The following is a 14,896-nucleotide window of genomic DNA, read 5'->3' on the forward strand; positions in this document are numbered from 1 at the left end:
GGTCACGGTTGCGTACGTTTCGTTCACGGCCGAAACGACGGGCCCGGTGGCGCACCCCCGGCGGCAAGGGCACGATTCGGGAACGAGGTGCCGCCCGCGCACGTTCCCACGTGCACACTTACCCGCATGCGACTCCCCCTCCCCCGCCCCCGCAGCCTCGCCGGCCAGCTCTTCGCGATGCAGGTCGTGCTGGTGGCCGTCGTCGTGGCGGGGTGCGCGGTGTTCGCGTACCTCACGGACCGGGCGCAGGCCGAGGAGACCGCGCGGCGGCAGGCCACGGCGACCGCCGCCGCCGTCGCCGACTCCCCGTCCGTCGTCGCCGCCGCCCGCTCCGCCGACCCGACGGCCGCCCTCCAGCCGTACGCGGAGTCGCTGCGGCGGCACGCGGGCGTCGCCTTCGTGGTGATCATGGCCCCGGACGGCACCCGCTGGACGCACCCGGAGCCGGCGCAGATCGGCCGCACGTACCTGGGTCACATAGAGGAGGCCCGGCAGGGCCGGTTCTACTCGGAGACGCACCTGGGCGTCCTCGGTCCTTCCGTGCGGACGGTGGCGCCCGTCTTCGACGGCGGCCGGGTCGTGGCCCTGGTCAGCGCGGGCATCACGATCGACAAGATCAGCGAGCAGGTACGGGAGCAGGTGACCGCCCTGCTCGGGATGGCGGGCGCGGCGCTCGCGCTCGGCGGCGCGGGGACGTACGTCGTGAACGCGCGCCTGCGCCGCCACACGCACGGTATGAACGCCACCGAGCTGAGCCGGATGCACGACTACCACGAGGCCGCGCTGCACGCCGTGCGGGAAGGGCTCGTGATGCTCGACGGCCGGCGGCGGATCGCCCTCATCAACGACGGCGCCCGGGAGCTCCTCGCTCTGGACGAGGGCGTCGTCGGCCGTCCGGCCGCGGAGCTGGGCCTGCCCGCCTCGCTGACCGGCGCGCTGCTCTCCTCGGAGCCGCGCGTCGACGAGACGCATCTGACGGCCGACCGGGTGCTGGTGGTCAACACCCGCCCGGTGGTGGGCGGGGAGCGGCGCGGCACGGTCGTCACGCTCCGGGACCGGACCGAACTCCAGGCGCTCTCCGGCGAGCTGGACTCCGAGCGGGGTTTCACGGAGGCGCTCCGCTCGCAGGCCCACGAGGCGGCGAACCGGCTGCACACGGTCGTCTCGCTGATCGAACTGGGCCGGGTGGCGGAGGCGGTGGAGTTCGCGACGGCGGAGCTGGAGCTGGCCCAGGCGCTCACCGACCGGGTCGTCGACGCCGTCGGCGAACCGGTCCTCGCGGCACTGCTGCTCGGCAAGGCGGCGCAGGCCAACGAGCGGGGCGTGGAGCTGGTCCTCACCGAGGACAGCCGCATCGACGACGGCCGGGTGCCGGCGGCGCTGCCCTCGCGGGACCTGGTGACGATCCTCGGGAACCTCATCGACAACGCGGTGGAGGCGGCCGGCGGAAGCCCGCACGCGCGCGTGACGGTCACCGTCGCGGCCCGCGCGGGCGACGGGGAGCTGCTGCTCCGGGTCGGCGACAGCGGCCCGGGCGTCCGCCCCGCCGACCGGGAGGCGGTCCTGGGCCGGGGCTGGACCACGCGTGGGCCCGGCCGCGGCCTCGGCCTCGCCCTGGTGGGCCAGGCGGTCACCCGCGCCCGGGGCACTCTGGACGTCGCGGACGCGGCGGAGGGCGGTGCCCAGTTCACCGTGCGACTGCCGCTGCCGGGGCCGCCGGTCGTCCCGGCCACGCTGTCGGTGGAAGAGGAGGTGGGCGCGTGAGTACGGCTCCGCTGCGTGTCCTCGTCGTCGAGGACGATCCCGTCGCGGCCGACGCCCACGCGCTGTACGCCGGGCGCGTCGAGGGCTTCCAGGTCGTCGGGGTCGCGCACTCGCGGGCCGCCGCCGTGCGGATCCTCGACCGGACGCCGGTCGACCTGATCCTGCTCGACCTTTATCTGCCCGACGGCCACGGCCTGCAGCTCCTGCGCGCACTGCGGGCCGCCGGGCACTCCGCCGACGTCATCGCCGTGACCTCGGCCCGCGACCTGGCGATCGTCCGCGAGGGCGTGTCCCTCGGCGTCGTCCAGTACGTCCTGAAGCCCTTCGCGTTCGCGACCCTCCGGGACCGGCTCGTGCGGTACGCCGAGTTCCGGGCGTCCGCCGGGGAGGCCTCCGGGCAGGACGAGGTGGACCGGGCGCTCGCCACGCTCCGGGCCCCGCACCCCGCCACGCTCCCCAAGGGGCTGAGCGCCCCGACGCTCGAAGCGGTCACCCGCACCCTCCGCGCCACCCCCGCGGGGCTCACGGCCGCCGAGGCCGGTGCGGCCGTCGGGATCTCCCGGATCACCGCGCGCCGCTATCTGGAGCACCTGGTCACGGAGGGCCGGGCCGTGCGCGCCCCGCAGTACGGGCAGATCGGGCGGCCCGAGCTCCAGTACCGCTGGCTCGACGGCCGGGCGCGCTGAACGCCCCCGGGTTACCGCCTGGTTCCCATGTTCCTACGACGACGCACGTTGGGGGAACGCACCGTAGCCAACCGTCACTTTTTGTATCTACCGTGACGGGGTGCACCCACCCTCCCCTCCCTTCGACGCCCGTGCCGCGCACCGTCTCCGCGAGGCCCTCGGCATGGCGCCCGGCCATGTCGCCTACGGCCTGCGGGCGCAGTACGGCCTCTTCGTCGACCCCGAGACCGTGGTCGCCTGGGAGCGCGGCCTCGCGGTCCCGGGCGAGCAGGAGCTCACCGCCCTCGCGGGCGTCCTGTGGTGCTCCCCCGCGGAGCTGATCGCCGCGCCCACGAGCCTGCGCGAGCACCGGGTGGCGCGCGGGCTCTCGGTCGAGGAGCTGGCCCGGCGGACGGGCGTCTCGCCCGCCGCGTACCAGCGGATGGAGGACGAGGGCCGCTGGAACGGCACCGAACGCCAGACGCTCGCCCTCGGCGAGGCGCTCGGTCTCGGCCCGCGTGCCCTGGTCACCGCGACCGGCGGCGACGAGCCCCTCGCCGAGCTGCTGCGCGACGCGGCGACGACCCGCTGGCAGGCGTACGTGAAGCCGGCGGCGAAGCTGGTGCCGCTGCCGAAGCGGGTCGTGGAGGCCGCGCTCCGGGAGCTCCACGCGGAGTACCACGCGCGGATGGTCGCGATCAGCAGCTGGGGGCGGGCCGCCGAGGGGACCGGCGACGAGGGGCGCGCCTATCTGGACGGGATCACCGGCCACTTCTGGGCGGCGGTCGGCCCGTAGCCGTCGGACCGGTCCCGCGCTCCGGCCGCCCCGTACAGTGGCGCCGTGATGCGACACATACCCTTCGAGCGACTCCACAACTTCCGTGATCTGGGCGGCTATCGGACCGCCGACGGCGGAACCGTTCGGTGGGGGACCCTCTACCGCTCCGACTCCCTCGGCAAGCTCGCGGACGCCGGCCCGGCCGACCTGGAGCGCTTCCGCGCGCTGGGCGTGGGCACGGTGATCGACCTGCGCTATCCGTGGGAGATCGCCGGCAAGGGCCGCCTGCCGGAGGCCGAGGAGGTCTCCTGGCACAACCTCTCCATCGAGCACCGCCCCTACGACCAGGAGGCGATCGACCCGGCCCTCGACCCGTGGCGCTACCTCGCCGACCGCTTCGCCGAGGTCGCCGAGGACGGGGCGGCGGAGCTGCGCGCGGCCCTGGAGCTGATCGCCGCCGCCGAGGAGCCGCTCGTCTTCCACTGCGCGTCCGGGAAGGACCGTACGGGTCTGCTCGCGGCCGTCGTCCTCGGCCTCCTGGAGGTCCCCGACGAGGAGATCCTCGCGGACTTCGCGCTGACCGAACTCGCCACGGAGCGGCTGATCGAGGACTGGAAGGCCACGCACCCGGGCCGGGAACCGCGCTGGCCGGGCTACGGCCGCGCGCCCGCCGACATCATCCGGCTGTTCCTCGCGGACCTGCGGGAGCGGTACGGCTCGGTGTACGGGTACGCGACCGGCCACGTCGGTCTCGATCCGGCGGTGGTGACGGCGCTCAGGGCCCGGCTGGTGGAGGTCCCGTAGCGGCCGCCCGGCGTCCGCCGGCGTCAGGAGGGCCCGCTGCCCGGAGCCCGGCCCGTCAGTCGTCCCGGTCGAAGTCGAAGAGCTGGCCCGCCGCGTCCGGCGCGCACGGCGCCTGGGCGAGCCGGGCCCAGGCCGTCGAGCGGTCGCCGACGACGGTGACGCAGCTGCCGGGGGTCGCGGAGCCCACCGGGACGATCCGGTAGCCCTCGACGGGGGTCCCGTGCGCCTCCAGGGTGAAGGCCTCGACGCGGGTCGGGTCGCCGCACTCGGAGTCCTCGTACGCGGCGTCGGGTATCCGGCCGCCGGAGGGTAGGCCGGAGCAGCCGGGGCCGAAGTCGGGGTGGTGCGAAACGATCCTCCACCGGCCGCCGCCCAGGTCCGCGAGCGAGTAGCCCGGGAGGCCCGCGCCGGCGCACGGCAGCTGGTGGATCTGGCCGGTGCGGGTGCCGCGCCGCTCGCCGAGGCAGAAATCGGTGCCGGTCACCCGGATGCGGACGTCCCCGGCGGCGGGGGCGGTGGGGGTACGGGGCGGATGCCCGGCGTGGCCGTCCTTCAGGAAGGCGACGACGCTGACGGCGGCGAGCACGAGCCCCGCGAGCGCGACGGCCGCGACGAGGCCGCGCCGTAGCCGGGACCGGGGCCCCGGCCGGGCGTCGCCGGGTCGGGGGGCCTCGGGGGTGCCGGGCCAGGTGGGCGGTTCTGCGGGGGCCTCGGCGGCGGCAGGGCCCGTGGCCGCCGGGCCCGCTTCGTACACCCCTCTGAGCGCGAGGTCCTTCCGTACCGTCAGCCAGGCCTCCACCTCGCCCGGTGCGATCCCGCACGCGCGGACGAAGACGGTGAGCAGTTCCTCGCGGGGCAGGGTCGGGCGGGACAGCATGTTCGCCACGGTGGAGCGCGGCAGCACGTCGCCGTTCGTCTCCGCGCGCGCCGACAGCTCGCGGAAGGTCAGGCCCGACCACTCCTTGAGGGCCTGGAGGCGTGCGAGGAACTCGGCGGGGCTCCGTGCCTCCCGTGGATCAGGAGCGTGCTCCCCCGGTGTCATCCGCGTCTCCCCCCTCGGCCGGACACGGTCGGGACATGTCCGGGACAGGCCCAAGCCTTGTTGATCTCGCGCCTTGGCTCAAGAGTGGAATCCGGCATTTCCGGGGGAATGCCGGGCACGCGGAGTGGCCCCGACCGTCCACGGGGGGGGGGGGGGGGGGGCGGCGCGGGGGGGGGGGGGCGCGGGGGGGGGGCGGGGGGGGCCGGGGGTTTGGCGGGGCCGGGGGGGGGCCCCCCCCTGCCCGGGGGGGCGGGGGGGGGCCACTCGGGTGCTGCGGGGTCCCGGAGCGGATCCGGGAGAGATCGGGGCGGAGGTCCCGGCGGGCCGGGCCGTTCGGGGCCGGGCCGTTCGGGGCCGGGCCGTTCGGGCCGGGCCGTTCGGGCCGGGCCGTTCGGGCCGGGCCGTTCGGGGCCGGGGCCCCGTCGTCCGGGCCGGGTCCCCGTCGTCCGGGCCGGGGCCCCGTCGTCCGGGCCGGGGCCCCGTCGTCCGGGCCGGGGCCCCGTCGTCCGGGCCGGGGCCCCGTCGTCCGGGTCCTCCGGAAGCCGCTAGAAGACCGACTCCGCCTCGCGCATGCGGTCCGCCGGGACCGTCTTCAGCTGGGTCACGGCGTCGGCCAGCGGCACCATCTCGACGTTCGTGCCGCGCAGGGCCGTCATCCGGCCGAAGTCGCCGCGGTGCACGGCCTCCACCGCGTGCCAGCCGAAGCGGGTGGCGAGCACCCGGTCGTACGCGGTCGGCGTGCCGCCGCGCTGGACGTGGCCGAGGATGACGGGCCGGGCCTCCTTGCCGAGGCGGCGCTCCAGTTCGTACGCGAGGGCCGTGCCGATGCCCTGGAAGCGCTCGTGGCCGAACTGGTCGATGGCGCCCTTGCCGTAGTCCATCGTGCCCTCGGCGGGGTGGGCGCCCTCGGCGACGCAGATGACGGCGAACTTCTTGCCGCGGGAGAAGCGCTCCTCGACCATCTTGACCAGGTCGGCCGGGTCGAAGGGGCGCTCGGGCAGGCAGATGCCGTGGGCGCCGCCGGCCATGCCGGACTCCAGGGCGATCCAGCCGGCGTGGCGGCCCATCACCTCGACGACCATCACCCGCTGGTGGGACTCGGCGGTGGTCTTGAGCCGGTCCATGGCCTCGGTGGCGACGCCGACGGCGGTGTCGAAGCCGAAGGTGCGGTCGGTGGAGGAGATGTCGTTGTCGATGGTCTTGGGGACGCCGACGACGGGCACGCCGGCCTCGTGGAGCATCCGGGCCGCGGTGAGGGTGCCTTCGCCGCCGATCGGGACGAGCGCGTCGAAGCCGCTCTTCTCGATGAGTTCCTTGGCGTTGTCGCAGGCCGCGCGGAAGCGGTCGCGCTCCAGGCGGGAGGAGCCGAGAATGGTGCCGCCGCGGGCGAGGATGCCGCTGACGGCGTTGAGGTCGAGGGGGCGGTAGCGGCCGTCGAGCAGGCCCGCGTAGCCGTCCTCGAAGCCGATGACCTCGTCGCCGTAGTGGGTGACGGCCCGGTGCACGACCGACCGGATCACTGCGTTCAGGCCGGGGCAGTCGCCGCCTGCGGTGAGAACTCCGATGCGCATCGTGCTGTGTCTCCTGCTCGGTCGCGGTCCGTTATGAGCCACCTCGATTCTCACACGCTCCGCGTGACGGGTGCGCTCGTCGCCGGTCCGCGCGTCCCCTGCGGAGGCTCCGCGGAGGCCTTTGGGCCCGGCTGAGGGAGCCCTTCGTCCGGCGGGCGACCTAACCATTGGCGGGGGTATTGTCAAGGGGGTAATGCCGCCCTATCGGGGCTTTCTGAGCACTGTCGATTGACGCACGGGCCGCGCAAAGGTGCCGCGAGGGCACCGCTCGGCCCCTTCCGCAGGACTGGACAGGAGACCACGGCGTGACGCGCAGCGTGTACGTGACCGGGATCGACCGCGGAGACGGCCGCCAGGTCGTCGAGCTGGGAGTCATGGAGCTCCTCACCCGCCAGGTGGACCGGGTGGGGGTGTTCCGGCCACTCGTGCACCACCGTCCCGACCGGCTCTTCGACCTGCTGCGCGCCCGCTACCGGCTCACGCAGGACCCCTCCACGGTCTACGGCATGGACTACCACGAGGCCTCCGCGCTCCAGGCCGAGCAGGGCACCGACGAGCTGGTGTCCCGGCTCGTCGACCGCTTCCACGCCGTCGCCCGCGACTACGAGGTCGTCCTCGTCCTCGGCACCGACTTCGCCGACACCCAGCTCCCCGACGAGCTCGCGCTCAACGCCCGCCTCGCCAACGAGTTCGGCGCCTCCGTCATCCCCGTGGTCGGCGGCAAGGGCCAGCCCGCCGAGTCCGTACGGGCCGAGGCGCGCAACGCCTTCCGGGCGTACGACGGCCTCGGCTGCGACGTCCTCGCGATGGTCGTCAACCGGGTGGCCGGCGAGGACCGCGAGGCGATCGCCGAGCGGCTCGCGGCCCGGCTCCCCGTGCCCTGCTACGTCCTGCCCGACGAGCCGGCGCTCGCCGCCCCGACCGTCGCCCAGATCACCCACGCGCTCGGCGCCACCGTCGTCCTCGGCGACGACGCCGGGCTCGCCCGGGACGCGCTGGACTTCGTCTTCGGCGGCGCGATGCTGCCGAACTTCCTGAACGCGCTGACCCCGGGCTGTCTGGTCGTCACCCCCGGGGACCGGGCCGATCTGGTCGTCGGCGCGCTCGCCGCCCACTCGGCCGGCACCCCGCCGATCGCCGGCGTGCTGCTCACCCTGAACGAGCGGCCCACCGAGGAGATCCTGACCCTGGCGGCCCGCCTCGCGCCCGGCACCCCGGTCATCTCCGTGCCCGGCAACAGCTTCCCGACCGCCGCCGAGCTGTTCGCGCTCGAAGGCAAGCTGAACGCCGCCACCCCGCGCAAGGCGGAGACCGCCCTCGGTCTCTTCGAGCGGCACGTGGACACCGCCGACCTCCTCAAGCGGGTCTCCGTCGCGCGCAGCGGCCGGGTCACCCCGATGATGTTCGAGCACGAGCTGCTCGAGCAGGCGCGGGCCGACCGGCGCCGGGTGGTGCTCCCCGAGGGCACCGAGGAGCGGGTGCTGCGCGCCGCCGACGTGCTGATCCGCCGTGACGTCTGCGACCTGACGCTGCTCGGCGACGTCGAGGCCATCCGCAAGAAGGCCGCCGACCTGAGCGTGAACCTGGGCGACACGCAGCTGATCGACCCGCAGACCTCCGAGCTGCGCGACACCTTCGCCGAGCAGTACGCGGCGCTGCGGGCCCACAAGGGCGTCACCGTCGAGCTGGCGTACGACGTCGTCTCGGACGTGAACTACTTCGGCACCCTGATGGTCCAGGAGGGTCTGGCCGACGGGATGGTCTCGGGGTCCGTGCACTCCACGGCGGCGACCATCCGGCCCGCCTTCGAGATCATCAAGACGAAGCCGGACGCGTCGATCGTCTCCTCGGTGTTCTTCATGTGCCTCGCCGACAAGGTCCTCGTGTACGGCGACTGCGCGGTCAACCCGGACCCGAACGCCGAGCAGCTCGCGGACATCGCCGTCCAGTCGGCGGCGACCGCGGCCCGCTTCGGGGTGGAGCCGCGGATCGCGATGCTCTCGTACTCCACGGGCACCTCGGGCTCGGGCGCCGACGTCGACAAGGTGCGGGAGGCGACGAAGCTGGTCCGCGAGGCGCGTCCGGAGCTGCGGATCGAGGGCCCGATCCAGTACGACGCGGCCGTCGAGCCCTCCGTGGCGGCGACGAAGCTGCCGGGTTCGGAGGTGGCGGGCCAGGCGACCGTGCTGATCTTCCCGGACCTCAACACCGGCAACAACACCTACAAGGCCGTGCAGCGTTCGGCCGGCGCCGTGGCCGTCGGCCCGGTGCTCCAGGGCCTGCGCAAGCCCGTGAACGACCTCTCGCGCGGCGCGCTCGTCAGCGACATCGTCAACACGGTCGCCATCACGGCGATCCAGTCCCAGGTCCCCTCGCAGGGTCAGGAGCTCCCGGCATGACCGCCCACCCGTCACCCACCACCGCCCTGCACGACGAGCTTCGCTCGGCCCCTCCCTCCCGTGTCCTGGTCCTCAACTCCGGCTCCTCGTCGGTGAAGTACCAGCTGCTCGACATGAAGGACGACAGCCGCCTGGCGCAGGGGCTCGTCGAGCGGATCGGCGAGGAGACCTCCCGGCTGGTGCACACCCCGCTCCAGGGCGGGGGCGCCGAGAAGCGCGAGAAGAGCGGGCCGATCGCCGACCACGCGGCGGCGCTGAAGGCGGTCGCCGAGGAGCTGGCGGCGGACGGTCTGGGCCTGGACTCCCCCGAGTTGGCGGCGATCGGCCACCGGGTGGTGCACGGCGGTCTGCGGTTCACCGAGCCGACGGTCATCGACGAGGAGGTGCTCGCGGAGATCGAGCGGCTCGTGCCGGTGGCGCCGCTGCACAACCCGGCGAACCTCGTCGGCATCCGTACGGCGATGGCGCTGCGCCCCGACCTGCCGCAGGTGGCGGTCTTCGACACGGCCTTCCACACCACGATGCCGGAGTCGGCGGCGCGGTACGCGATCGACGTGGAGACCGCCGACAGGCACCGGATCCGCCGGTACGGCTTCCACGGCACCTCGCACGCGTACGTCTCGCGGGAGACGGCGCGGCTGCTCGGGAAGGAGCCGGAGGAGGTGAACGTGATCGTGCTGCACCTGGGGAACGGCGCCTCGGCCTCGGCGGTGCGGGGCGGCCGGTGCGTGGACACCTCGATGGGTCTGACGCCGCTCGAGGGCCTGGTCATGGGCACCCGCTCGGGCGACATCGACCCGGCGGTGACCTTCCACCTCAAGCGGGTGGCGGGGATGTCGACGGACGAGATCGACGTGCTGCTGAACAAGAAGTCCGGTCTGGTGGGGCTCTGCGGCGACAACGACATGCGGGAGATCCGCCGGCGGATCGACGAGGGCGACGAGCGGGCGGCGCTCGCCTTCGACATCTACGTGCACCGCCTGAAGAAGTACATCGGGGCGTACTACGCGGTGCTCGGCCGGGTGGACGCGGTGGCGTTCACGGCGGGGGTCGGCGAGAACGCGGCGCCGGTGCGGGAGGCTGCGATCGCGGGCCTGGAGGAGCTGGGGCTCGCGGTGGACGCGGACCTCAACGCGGTGCGTTCCGACGAGGCCCGGATCATCTCGCCGGTGTACGCGCGGGTGGCGGTCGCGGTGGTGCCGACGGACGAGGAGCTGGAGATCGCGCGGCAGAGTTACGCGCTCGTTCTGGACGGGGCGAGCTCGAACGAGTGAACGCCTGAGCGGACCCGCGCCCATTTGTACTTTCCGCCAGACGGAATATTCCGCAGTGAAACAAACCGATAGGATCCGCCTCATGCGCCGTTCCAAAATCGTCTGCACGCTGGGCCCCGCCGTCGACTCGTATGAGCAGCTGAAGGCTCTCATCGAGGCCGGTATGAACGTGGCCCGATTCAACTTCAGCCACGGGTCCCAGGCAGAGCACCAGGAGCGGTACGACCGCGTCCGGCAGGTCTCCGCGGACACCGGGCGCGCCGTCGGCGTCCTCGCCGACCTCCAGGGCCCGAAGATCCGTCTGGAGACCTTCGCCGAGGGACCGGTCGAGCTGGTGCGCGGTGACGAGTTCACCATCACCACCGAGGACGTCCCGGGCGACAAGTCGATCTGCGGCACCACGTACAAGGGTCTGCCGGGCGACGTCTCCAAGGGCGACCAGGTCCTGATCAACGACGGCAACGTCGAGCTGCGGGTCGTCGAGGTCGACGGTCCCCGCGTCCGGACGATCGTCGTCGAGGGCGGCGTCATCTCCGACCACAAGGGCATCAACCTGCCCGGCGCGGCGGTGAACGTCCCGGCCCTGTCGGAGAAGGACGTCGACGACCTCCGCTTCGCGCTGCGGATGGGCTGCGACATGGTCGCCCTGTCCTTCGTCCGCGACGCCAACGACGTCAAGGACGTCCACAAGGTGATGGACGAGGAGGGCCGCCGGGTCCCCGTCATCGCCAAGGTCGAGAAGCCGCAGGCCGTGGAGAACATGGCCGATGTCGTCGCCGCCTTCGACGCGGTCATGGTGGCCCGTGGCGACCTCGCGGTGGAGTACCCGCTGGAGAAGGTCCCGATGGTGCAGAAGCGCCTCGTGGAGATGTGCCGCCGCAACGCGAAGCCGGTCATCGTCGCCACCCAGATGATGGAGTCGATGATCACCAACTCGCGGCCGACCCGCGCCGAGGCGAGCGACGTCGCCAACGCGATCCTGGACGGCGCGGACGCGGTCATGCTGTCGGCCGAGTCCTCGGTCGGCGCGTACCCGATCGAGACCGTGAAGACGATGTCGAAGATCGTCGCCGCGGCCGAGGAGGAGCTGCTCTCCAAGGGCCTCCAGCCGCTGGTCCCGGGCAAGAAGCCGCGCACCCAGGGCGGCTCGGTCGCCCGCGCGGCCTGCGAGATCGCGGACTTCCTGGACGGCAAGGCGCTGATCGCCTTCACGCAGTCCGGTGACACGGCCCGCCGTCTCTCCCGCTACCGCACCCAGCAGCCGATCCTCGCCTTCACGACCGACGAGGGCACCCGCAACCAGCTCACCCTGAGCTGGGGCGTGGAGTCCTTCCTGGTCCCGTTCGTGGACAACACGGACGCCATGGTCGACCTGGTGGACGCCGAGCTCCTCAAGCTCCAGCGCCACAACGCGGGCGACACCATGGTCATCACCGCCGGCTCGCCCCCCGGCGTCCCCGGCACGACCAACATGGTCCGTGTCCACCACCTCGGCGGCGGCGAGCACGCCTGACGCCATGACGAGGGCCCCCGTCCGGATCGGACGGGGGCCCTCGTCGTCGTGCGGCTCCCGGAGTGGTACGGGGGTCAGCTGGGCTCGATCGTGTTGCGGAGGCCCGGGACCTTGAGGGTGCCGCCGAACTGGCCCGCCTGCTTGAGCTTCACGCTGGTGAAGAAGGCGAACGGGACGTCCAGCGGGGGCGGGGACTCGGGGCCGAAGGTGATCGGGATGAGGCCGAAGAGGTTGCCCTTCAGCTCCTCCGTGTACATCGTGACCGTGCCGTTGCGGATGGTCGAGGTCGAGCCCTTGTCGGAGCGGACGTGGCCGGTGCGGCCCTCGGAGTGCTCCGTCAGCTGGTGCAGGTCCTTGATGTCCACCGAGGACGCGGTGAACTTCAGCACCTTCTTGATCTTGCCGCTGCCGGTCTTCACCTCGACGATGCCGTGGTACTTCAGGCCGTTCAGGGTGAGCAGCGAGCTCTCCAGGCGCCACGGCTCGTCCGGCAGCAGCGGGATGCCGGGCTCCAGCTCGGCGTCGGCGAGGGCCTGCGCGTCGAGTTCGGGGCACGGGAAGCGGGGCTTGGCCCCGTCGGGTATGTCCGTGTCCTTCTTGGCGTCGAGGCCCTTGGCGCTCTCGGGGAGCTCCTCGACCTCGGCACCGGCCTTCGCGGCGGCCTTCTCGATCGCCGTCTTCGTCCGCTCCGTGGCCGGGTCCGTCGCCGGCTTCGGCTGCGTGGAGGCGGAGGCGGTCGGGGCCGGGGTCCCGGGCGCCGGCGTCCCGGTCTGCTGCGGGGCAGGCGTCGTCGGCGCCGCCGTGGTGGGCGTGGCCGTCGGCTCGTCCGGGCCGTCGAAGAGGTCCTTCAGGGCGTCGCCGAGACCCAGCGGGTCCAGCGGGTTCTTGGACGCCGTCGGGGTGGGGCTGGCCGTGGGCGCGGGGGCGCTCTTCGCCTGCGTCTGCGGCGCGGCCGTCTGCCCGGTCGCGGTGGGCGTCGGGGTGGCGGACGGCGTCGCGGTGGCGGACGGCGTGGCGGTGGCCGAGGGGGCGTCCGTCGGCCGGGCCGTGGCGGTGGGGGTGGGCTTGGTGCTCTCGCCGTTCTTCGGTGTCTCCGAGGCATCCGCCGTCGGCTCGTCGGAGCGCGTCACGCAGGGGCCGGGGGCGAAGGGGATGTCCTTGTCGTCCGCGAGGGCGAGTCTGGGCGTCAGGCCCATGCCCACGAGGACCGCGGTCGGCATGGCCGCGAGCGCCATCGCCTTCCCGGCGGGGCCCTGGATCCTGTTCAGCAGCGACTTGCGCGGGGCCGCGTGCCGCGGGCCCTCCTTCGCGAGCGCCGACTGAGTCTCGTCACCCCGCACTGTTCCTCCCGCCGTTGGCGTCGATCGTCGTTTCGGTCGCCTGGTGCTCGGCCTCGCGCTGCTCCGGGACCGCGGCCGTGGGCACGACCTCCGTCACGGGCTCGGTCGCGGACTCCGCACCGGCCTCGTCCGAGGCCTCCGTCCAACCGTCGTGCTCTGCTTCCTTGGTCTCCTCGACCGGGGGCGCGGGGGCCCAGGCGGCGGACATGCCGCCCCCTACGAGGGCGAACAGGAATCCGATGACGAGGCCGCCGAAGTTCGACACCGGGATGGAGACGAGCGCCAGGACGATCGACGCGATGCCCGCGAAGACCCGGACGACGGGCTGGAACCACATCGTCAGTCCGAGCGTGATCAGCAGGACGCCGATGATCAGCGCTCCGGCGCCGGCGGTCGTCTGCATGGCGAGCGTGACGTTGCCGAGCCGCATGTCCCCGTACGGGAGGTAGGCGATCGGTACGCCGCCGATCATGGTGAACAGTCCCGCCCAGAAGGGCCGGGTCTGCCGCCAGCTCTTGAACCGGTTCTCCTTTTTGGGGACTTCGCGGGAGGCGGGGTACTCGGCGCTCATGGAACAGCTCCCTGGAAGCGGTGTTGCTGAGAAAGATGAAGAGAGGGGACCTGGCGGGTGGGACCGCACGCGACGGCCCCACCCCTCCGGACGGAACGGTCCTCAGGGACCGGCCGGTCCTAGTAGCACTCGGCGCCCGTGCCCCGGTGCAGCGACAGGTGCAGGTCGGGGAGCTTGAAGGTGCCGGCCGTGGTGGCCCAGGCCTTCTGCTGCACGTTGTTCAGCGTGGCCTGCTCGGCACGCTGGCCGAAGCCGTACGGGTTGGCCTTGGTGTTGGGCTGGATGCCCGGCTTGCCCGGCGACTTCGGGAGGGCACCGGCCGCGACGCCGATGTCGATGTTGGTGAACTCGGCGTCGGCCTTGAGCTCGGAGACATCGAGGTAGATGCCCTTCGCGTAGACCTTGTCCTCGTCCTTGCCGGTCTTGGCGGCCTCGGTGCCGGCCTCCAGGCGGAGGGTGACGTCACCGATGAACGGCACCTTCGGCGTGACGACCGACTGGCACATGTTGGTGATCCAGGCCTCGGAGAAGCCGGACACGGCCACCGGGGCGGCGAAGTCCTTGCCCTCGAGGTCCTTGCCCGCGTCCACGCTGCCGTACTGGACGAAGTCCGTACCGACGAGGCTGTTGGCCTTAACCTTGAATTCCTGGCCGGAGATGCTGAAGGACGCGGCGAGCGCGCCCTGGGCGAGGCCGACACCGATCGCGGCCGTCGCGGCCACGCTCGGGACCATGACGACGGCGAACCGCTTCCATCTGGTCCCGCCACGAACCTGGGACTTCATGAGAATTCCTCCTTCTCGGACGTACATCTCCGGAGGGACCCCGGGGGGCCACCCTGGGATGGGAGAAGAGCTACGTCCTCGGGAAGGAGAGCGCCGAGGCATCAGGCGGCGCGACGCGCGTCCGAATCACCGGCGATCACCCCCGAGCGACAACCATGGGCGCGCCTTGGGGCACGACCTGATTGGACAGGCCCCGTTCGGTGAGATCGGGAACCCCCCTGTCCACGACCGGTGCCGGAACACCGGTCCACTCGGTGGGGACCCTCGCCGCGACCCCGGTTGGTTGCCGGGGTGCTGCGGTTCGGACCGAGCGTCGCCGATCGTGGTCCATTCCGGGCCCCCGCACAAGGGGGTTCGTTACTGGCTAGTAACGGGTGGATAACCACGTCA

12 protein-coding genes are annotated in these 14,896 nt (G+C 73.0%); 7 read left to right on the forward strand and 5 right to left on the reverse strand.

The genetic code is table 11. The features are described 5' to 3' along the window. Nucleotides 1-126: 126 nt before the first annotated feature. The 4 genes from ACWGN5_RS11615 to ACWGN5_RS11630 all read left to right on the forward strand — a co-directional run bounded on the left by ACWGN5_RS11615 (nucleotide 127) and on the right by ACWGN5_RS11630 (nucleotide 4,011). Entirely contained in the window at nucleotides 127-1,764 is a 1,638-nt protein-coding gene (locus ACWGN5_RS11615; protein ID WP_453513649.1) for a sensor histidine kinase, read from the forward strand. Continuing rightward, complete coding sequence (locus ACWGN5_RS11620; protein ID WP_453513651.1) at nucleotides 1,761-2,450, forward strand: response regulator; 690 nt, start codon at nucleotides 1,761-1,763, stop codon at nucleotides 2,448-2,450. The genes ACWGN5_RS11615 and ACWGN5_RS11620 overlap by 4 nt, the downstream gene beginning before the upstream one ends. Before the next feature lie 163 nt (nucleotides 2,451-2,613). Then, a complete protein-coding gene (locus tag ACWGN5_RS11625; RefSeq protein ID WP_453513749.1) occupies nucleotides 2,614-3,225 on the forward strand; it encodes a helix-turn-helix domain-containing protein in 612 nt (203 codons plus the stop codon). Between the two features lie 45 nt (nucleotides 3,226-3,270). Next, complete coding sequence (locus ACWGN5_RS11630) at nucleotides 3,271-4,011, forward strand: tyrosine-protein phosphatase (RefSeq protein WP_453513652.1); 741 nt, start codon at nucleotides 3,271-3,273, stop codon at nucleotides 4,009-4,011. Between the two features lie 55 nt (nucleotides 4,012-4,066). Here the strand turns inward: ACWGN5_RS11630 and ACWGN5_RS11635 are convergent, their stop codons facing one another. Then, complete coding sequence (locus ACWGN5_RS11635) at nucleotides 4,067-5,053, reverse strand: helix-turn-helix domain-containing protein (RefSeq protein ID WP_453513654.1); 987 nt, start codon at nucleotides 5,051-5,053, stop codon at nucleotides 4,067-4,069. A 545-nt stretch (nucleotides 5,054-5,598) separates the two neighbouring features. Continuing rightward, complete coding sequence (locus ACWGN5_RS11640; protein WP_453513656.1) at nucleotides 5,599-6,624, reverse strand: ATP-dependent 6-phosphofructokinase; 1,026 nt, start codon at nucleotides 6,622-6,624, stop codon at nucleotides 5,599-5,601. Nucleotides 6,625-6,929: 305 nt separating this feature from the next. Between ACWGN5_RS11640 and pta the strand changes: the two genes are divergently transcribed. The 3 genes from pta (at nucleotide 6,930) to pyk (ending at nucleotide 11,810) form a co-directional block, all read left to right on the forward strand. Next, nucleotides 6,930-9,023 (forward strand): phosphate acetyltransferase, encoded by a 2,094-nt coding sequence (pta, locus tag ACWGN5_RS11645; protein WP_453513658.1) that lies wholly within the window; start codon nucleotides 6,930-6,932, stop codon nucleotides 9,021-9,023. After that, a complete protein-coding gene (locus ACWGN5_RS11650; protein WP_453513660.1) occupies nucleotides 9,020-10,297 on the forward strand; it encodes an acetate kinase in 1,278 nt (425 codons plus the stop codon). Before pta ends, ACWGN5_RS11650 begins: the two co-directional genes overlap by 4 nt. Nucleotides 10,298-10,379: 82 nt before the next feature. Continuing rightward, nucleotides 10,380-11,810 (forward strand): pyruvate kinase, encoded by a 1,431-nt coding sequence (gene pyk / locus ACWGN5_RS11655; RefSeq protein ID WP_453513662.1) that lies wholly within the window; start codon nucleotides 10,380-10,382, stop codon nucleotides 11,808-11,810. Between the two features lie 74 nt (nucleotides 11,811-11,884). Here the strand turns inward: pyk and ACWGN5_RS11660 are convergent, their stop codons facing one another. From ACWGN5_RS11660 to ACWGN5_RS11670, 3 genes are all read right to left on the reverse strand, one after another. Next, on the reverse strand, nucleotides 11,885-13,150 hold the full coding sequence (locus ACWGN5_RS11660) for a hypothetical protein (RefSeq protein ID WP_453513664.1): 1,266 nt from the start codon (nucleotides 13,148-13,150) through the stop codon (nucleotides 11,885-11,887). After that, on the reverse strand, nucleotides 13,140-13,721 hold the full coding sequence (locus tag ACWGN5_RS11665) for a DUF6114 domain-containing protein (RefSeq protein WP_453513665.1): 582 nt from the start codon (nucleotides 13,719-13,721) through the stop codon (nucleotides 13,140-13,142). Before ACWGN5_RS11665 ends, ACWGN5_RS11660 begins: the two co-directional genes overlap by 11 nt. A gap of 119 nt (nucleotides 13,722-13,840) precedes the next feature. Beyond that, nucleotides 13,841-14,506 (reverse strand): DUF6230 family protein, encoded by a 666-nt coding sequence (locus ACWGN5_RS11670; protein ID WP_453513667.1) that lies wholly within the window; start codon nucleotides 14,504-14,506, stop codon nucleotides 13,841-13,843. Nucleotides 14,507-14,896 lie beyond the last annotated feature (390 nt).

Source organism: Streptomyces sp. NPDC055815 (genome assembly GCF_053616475.1).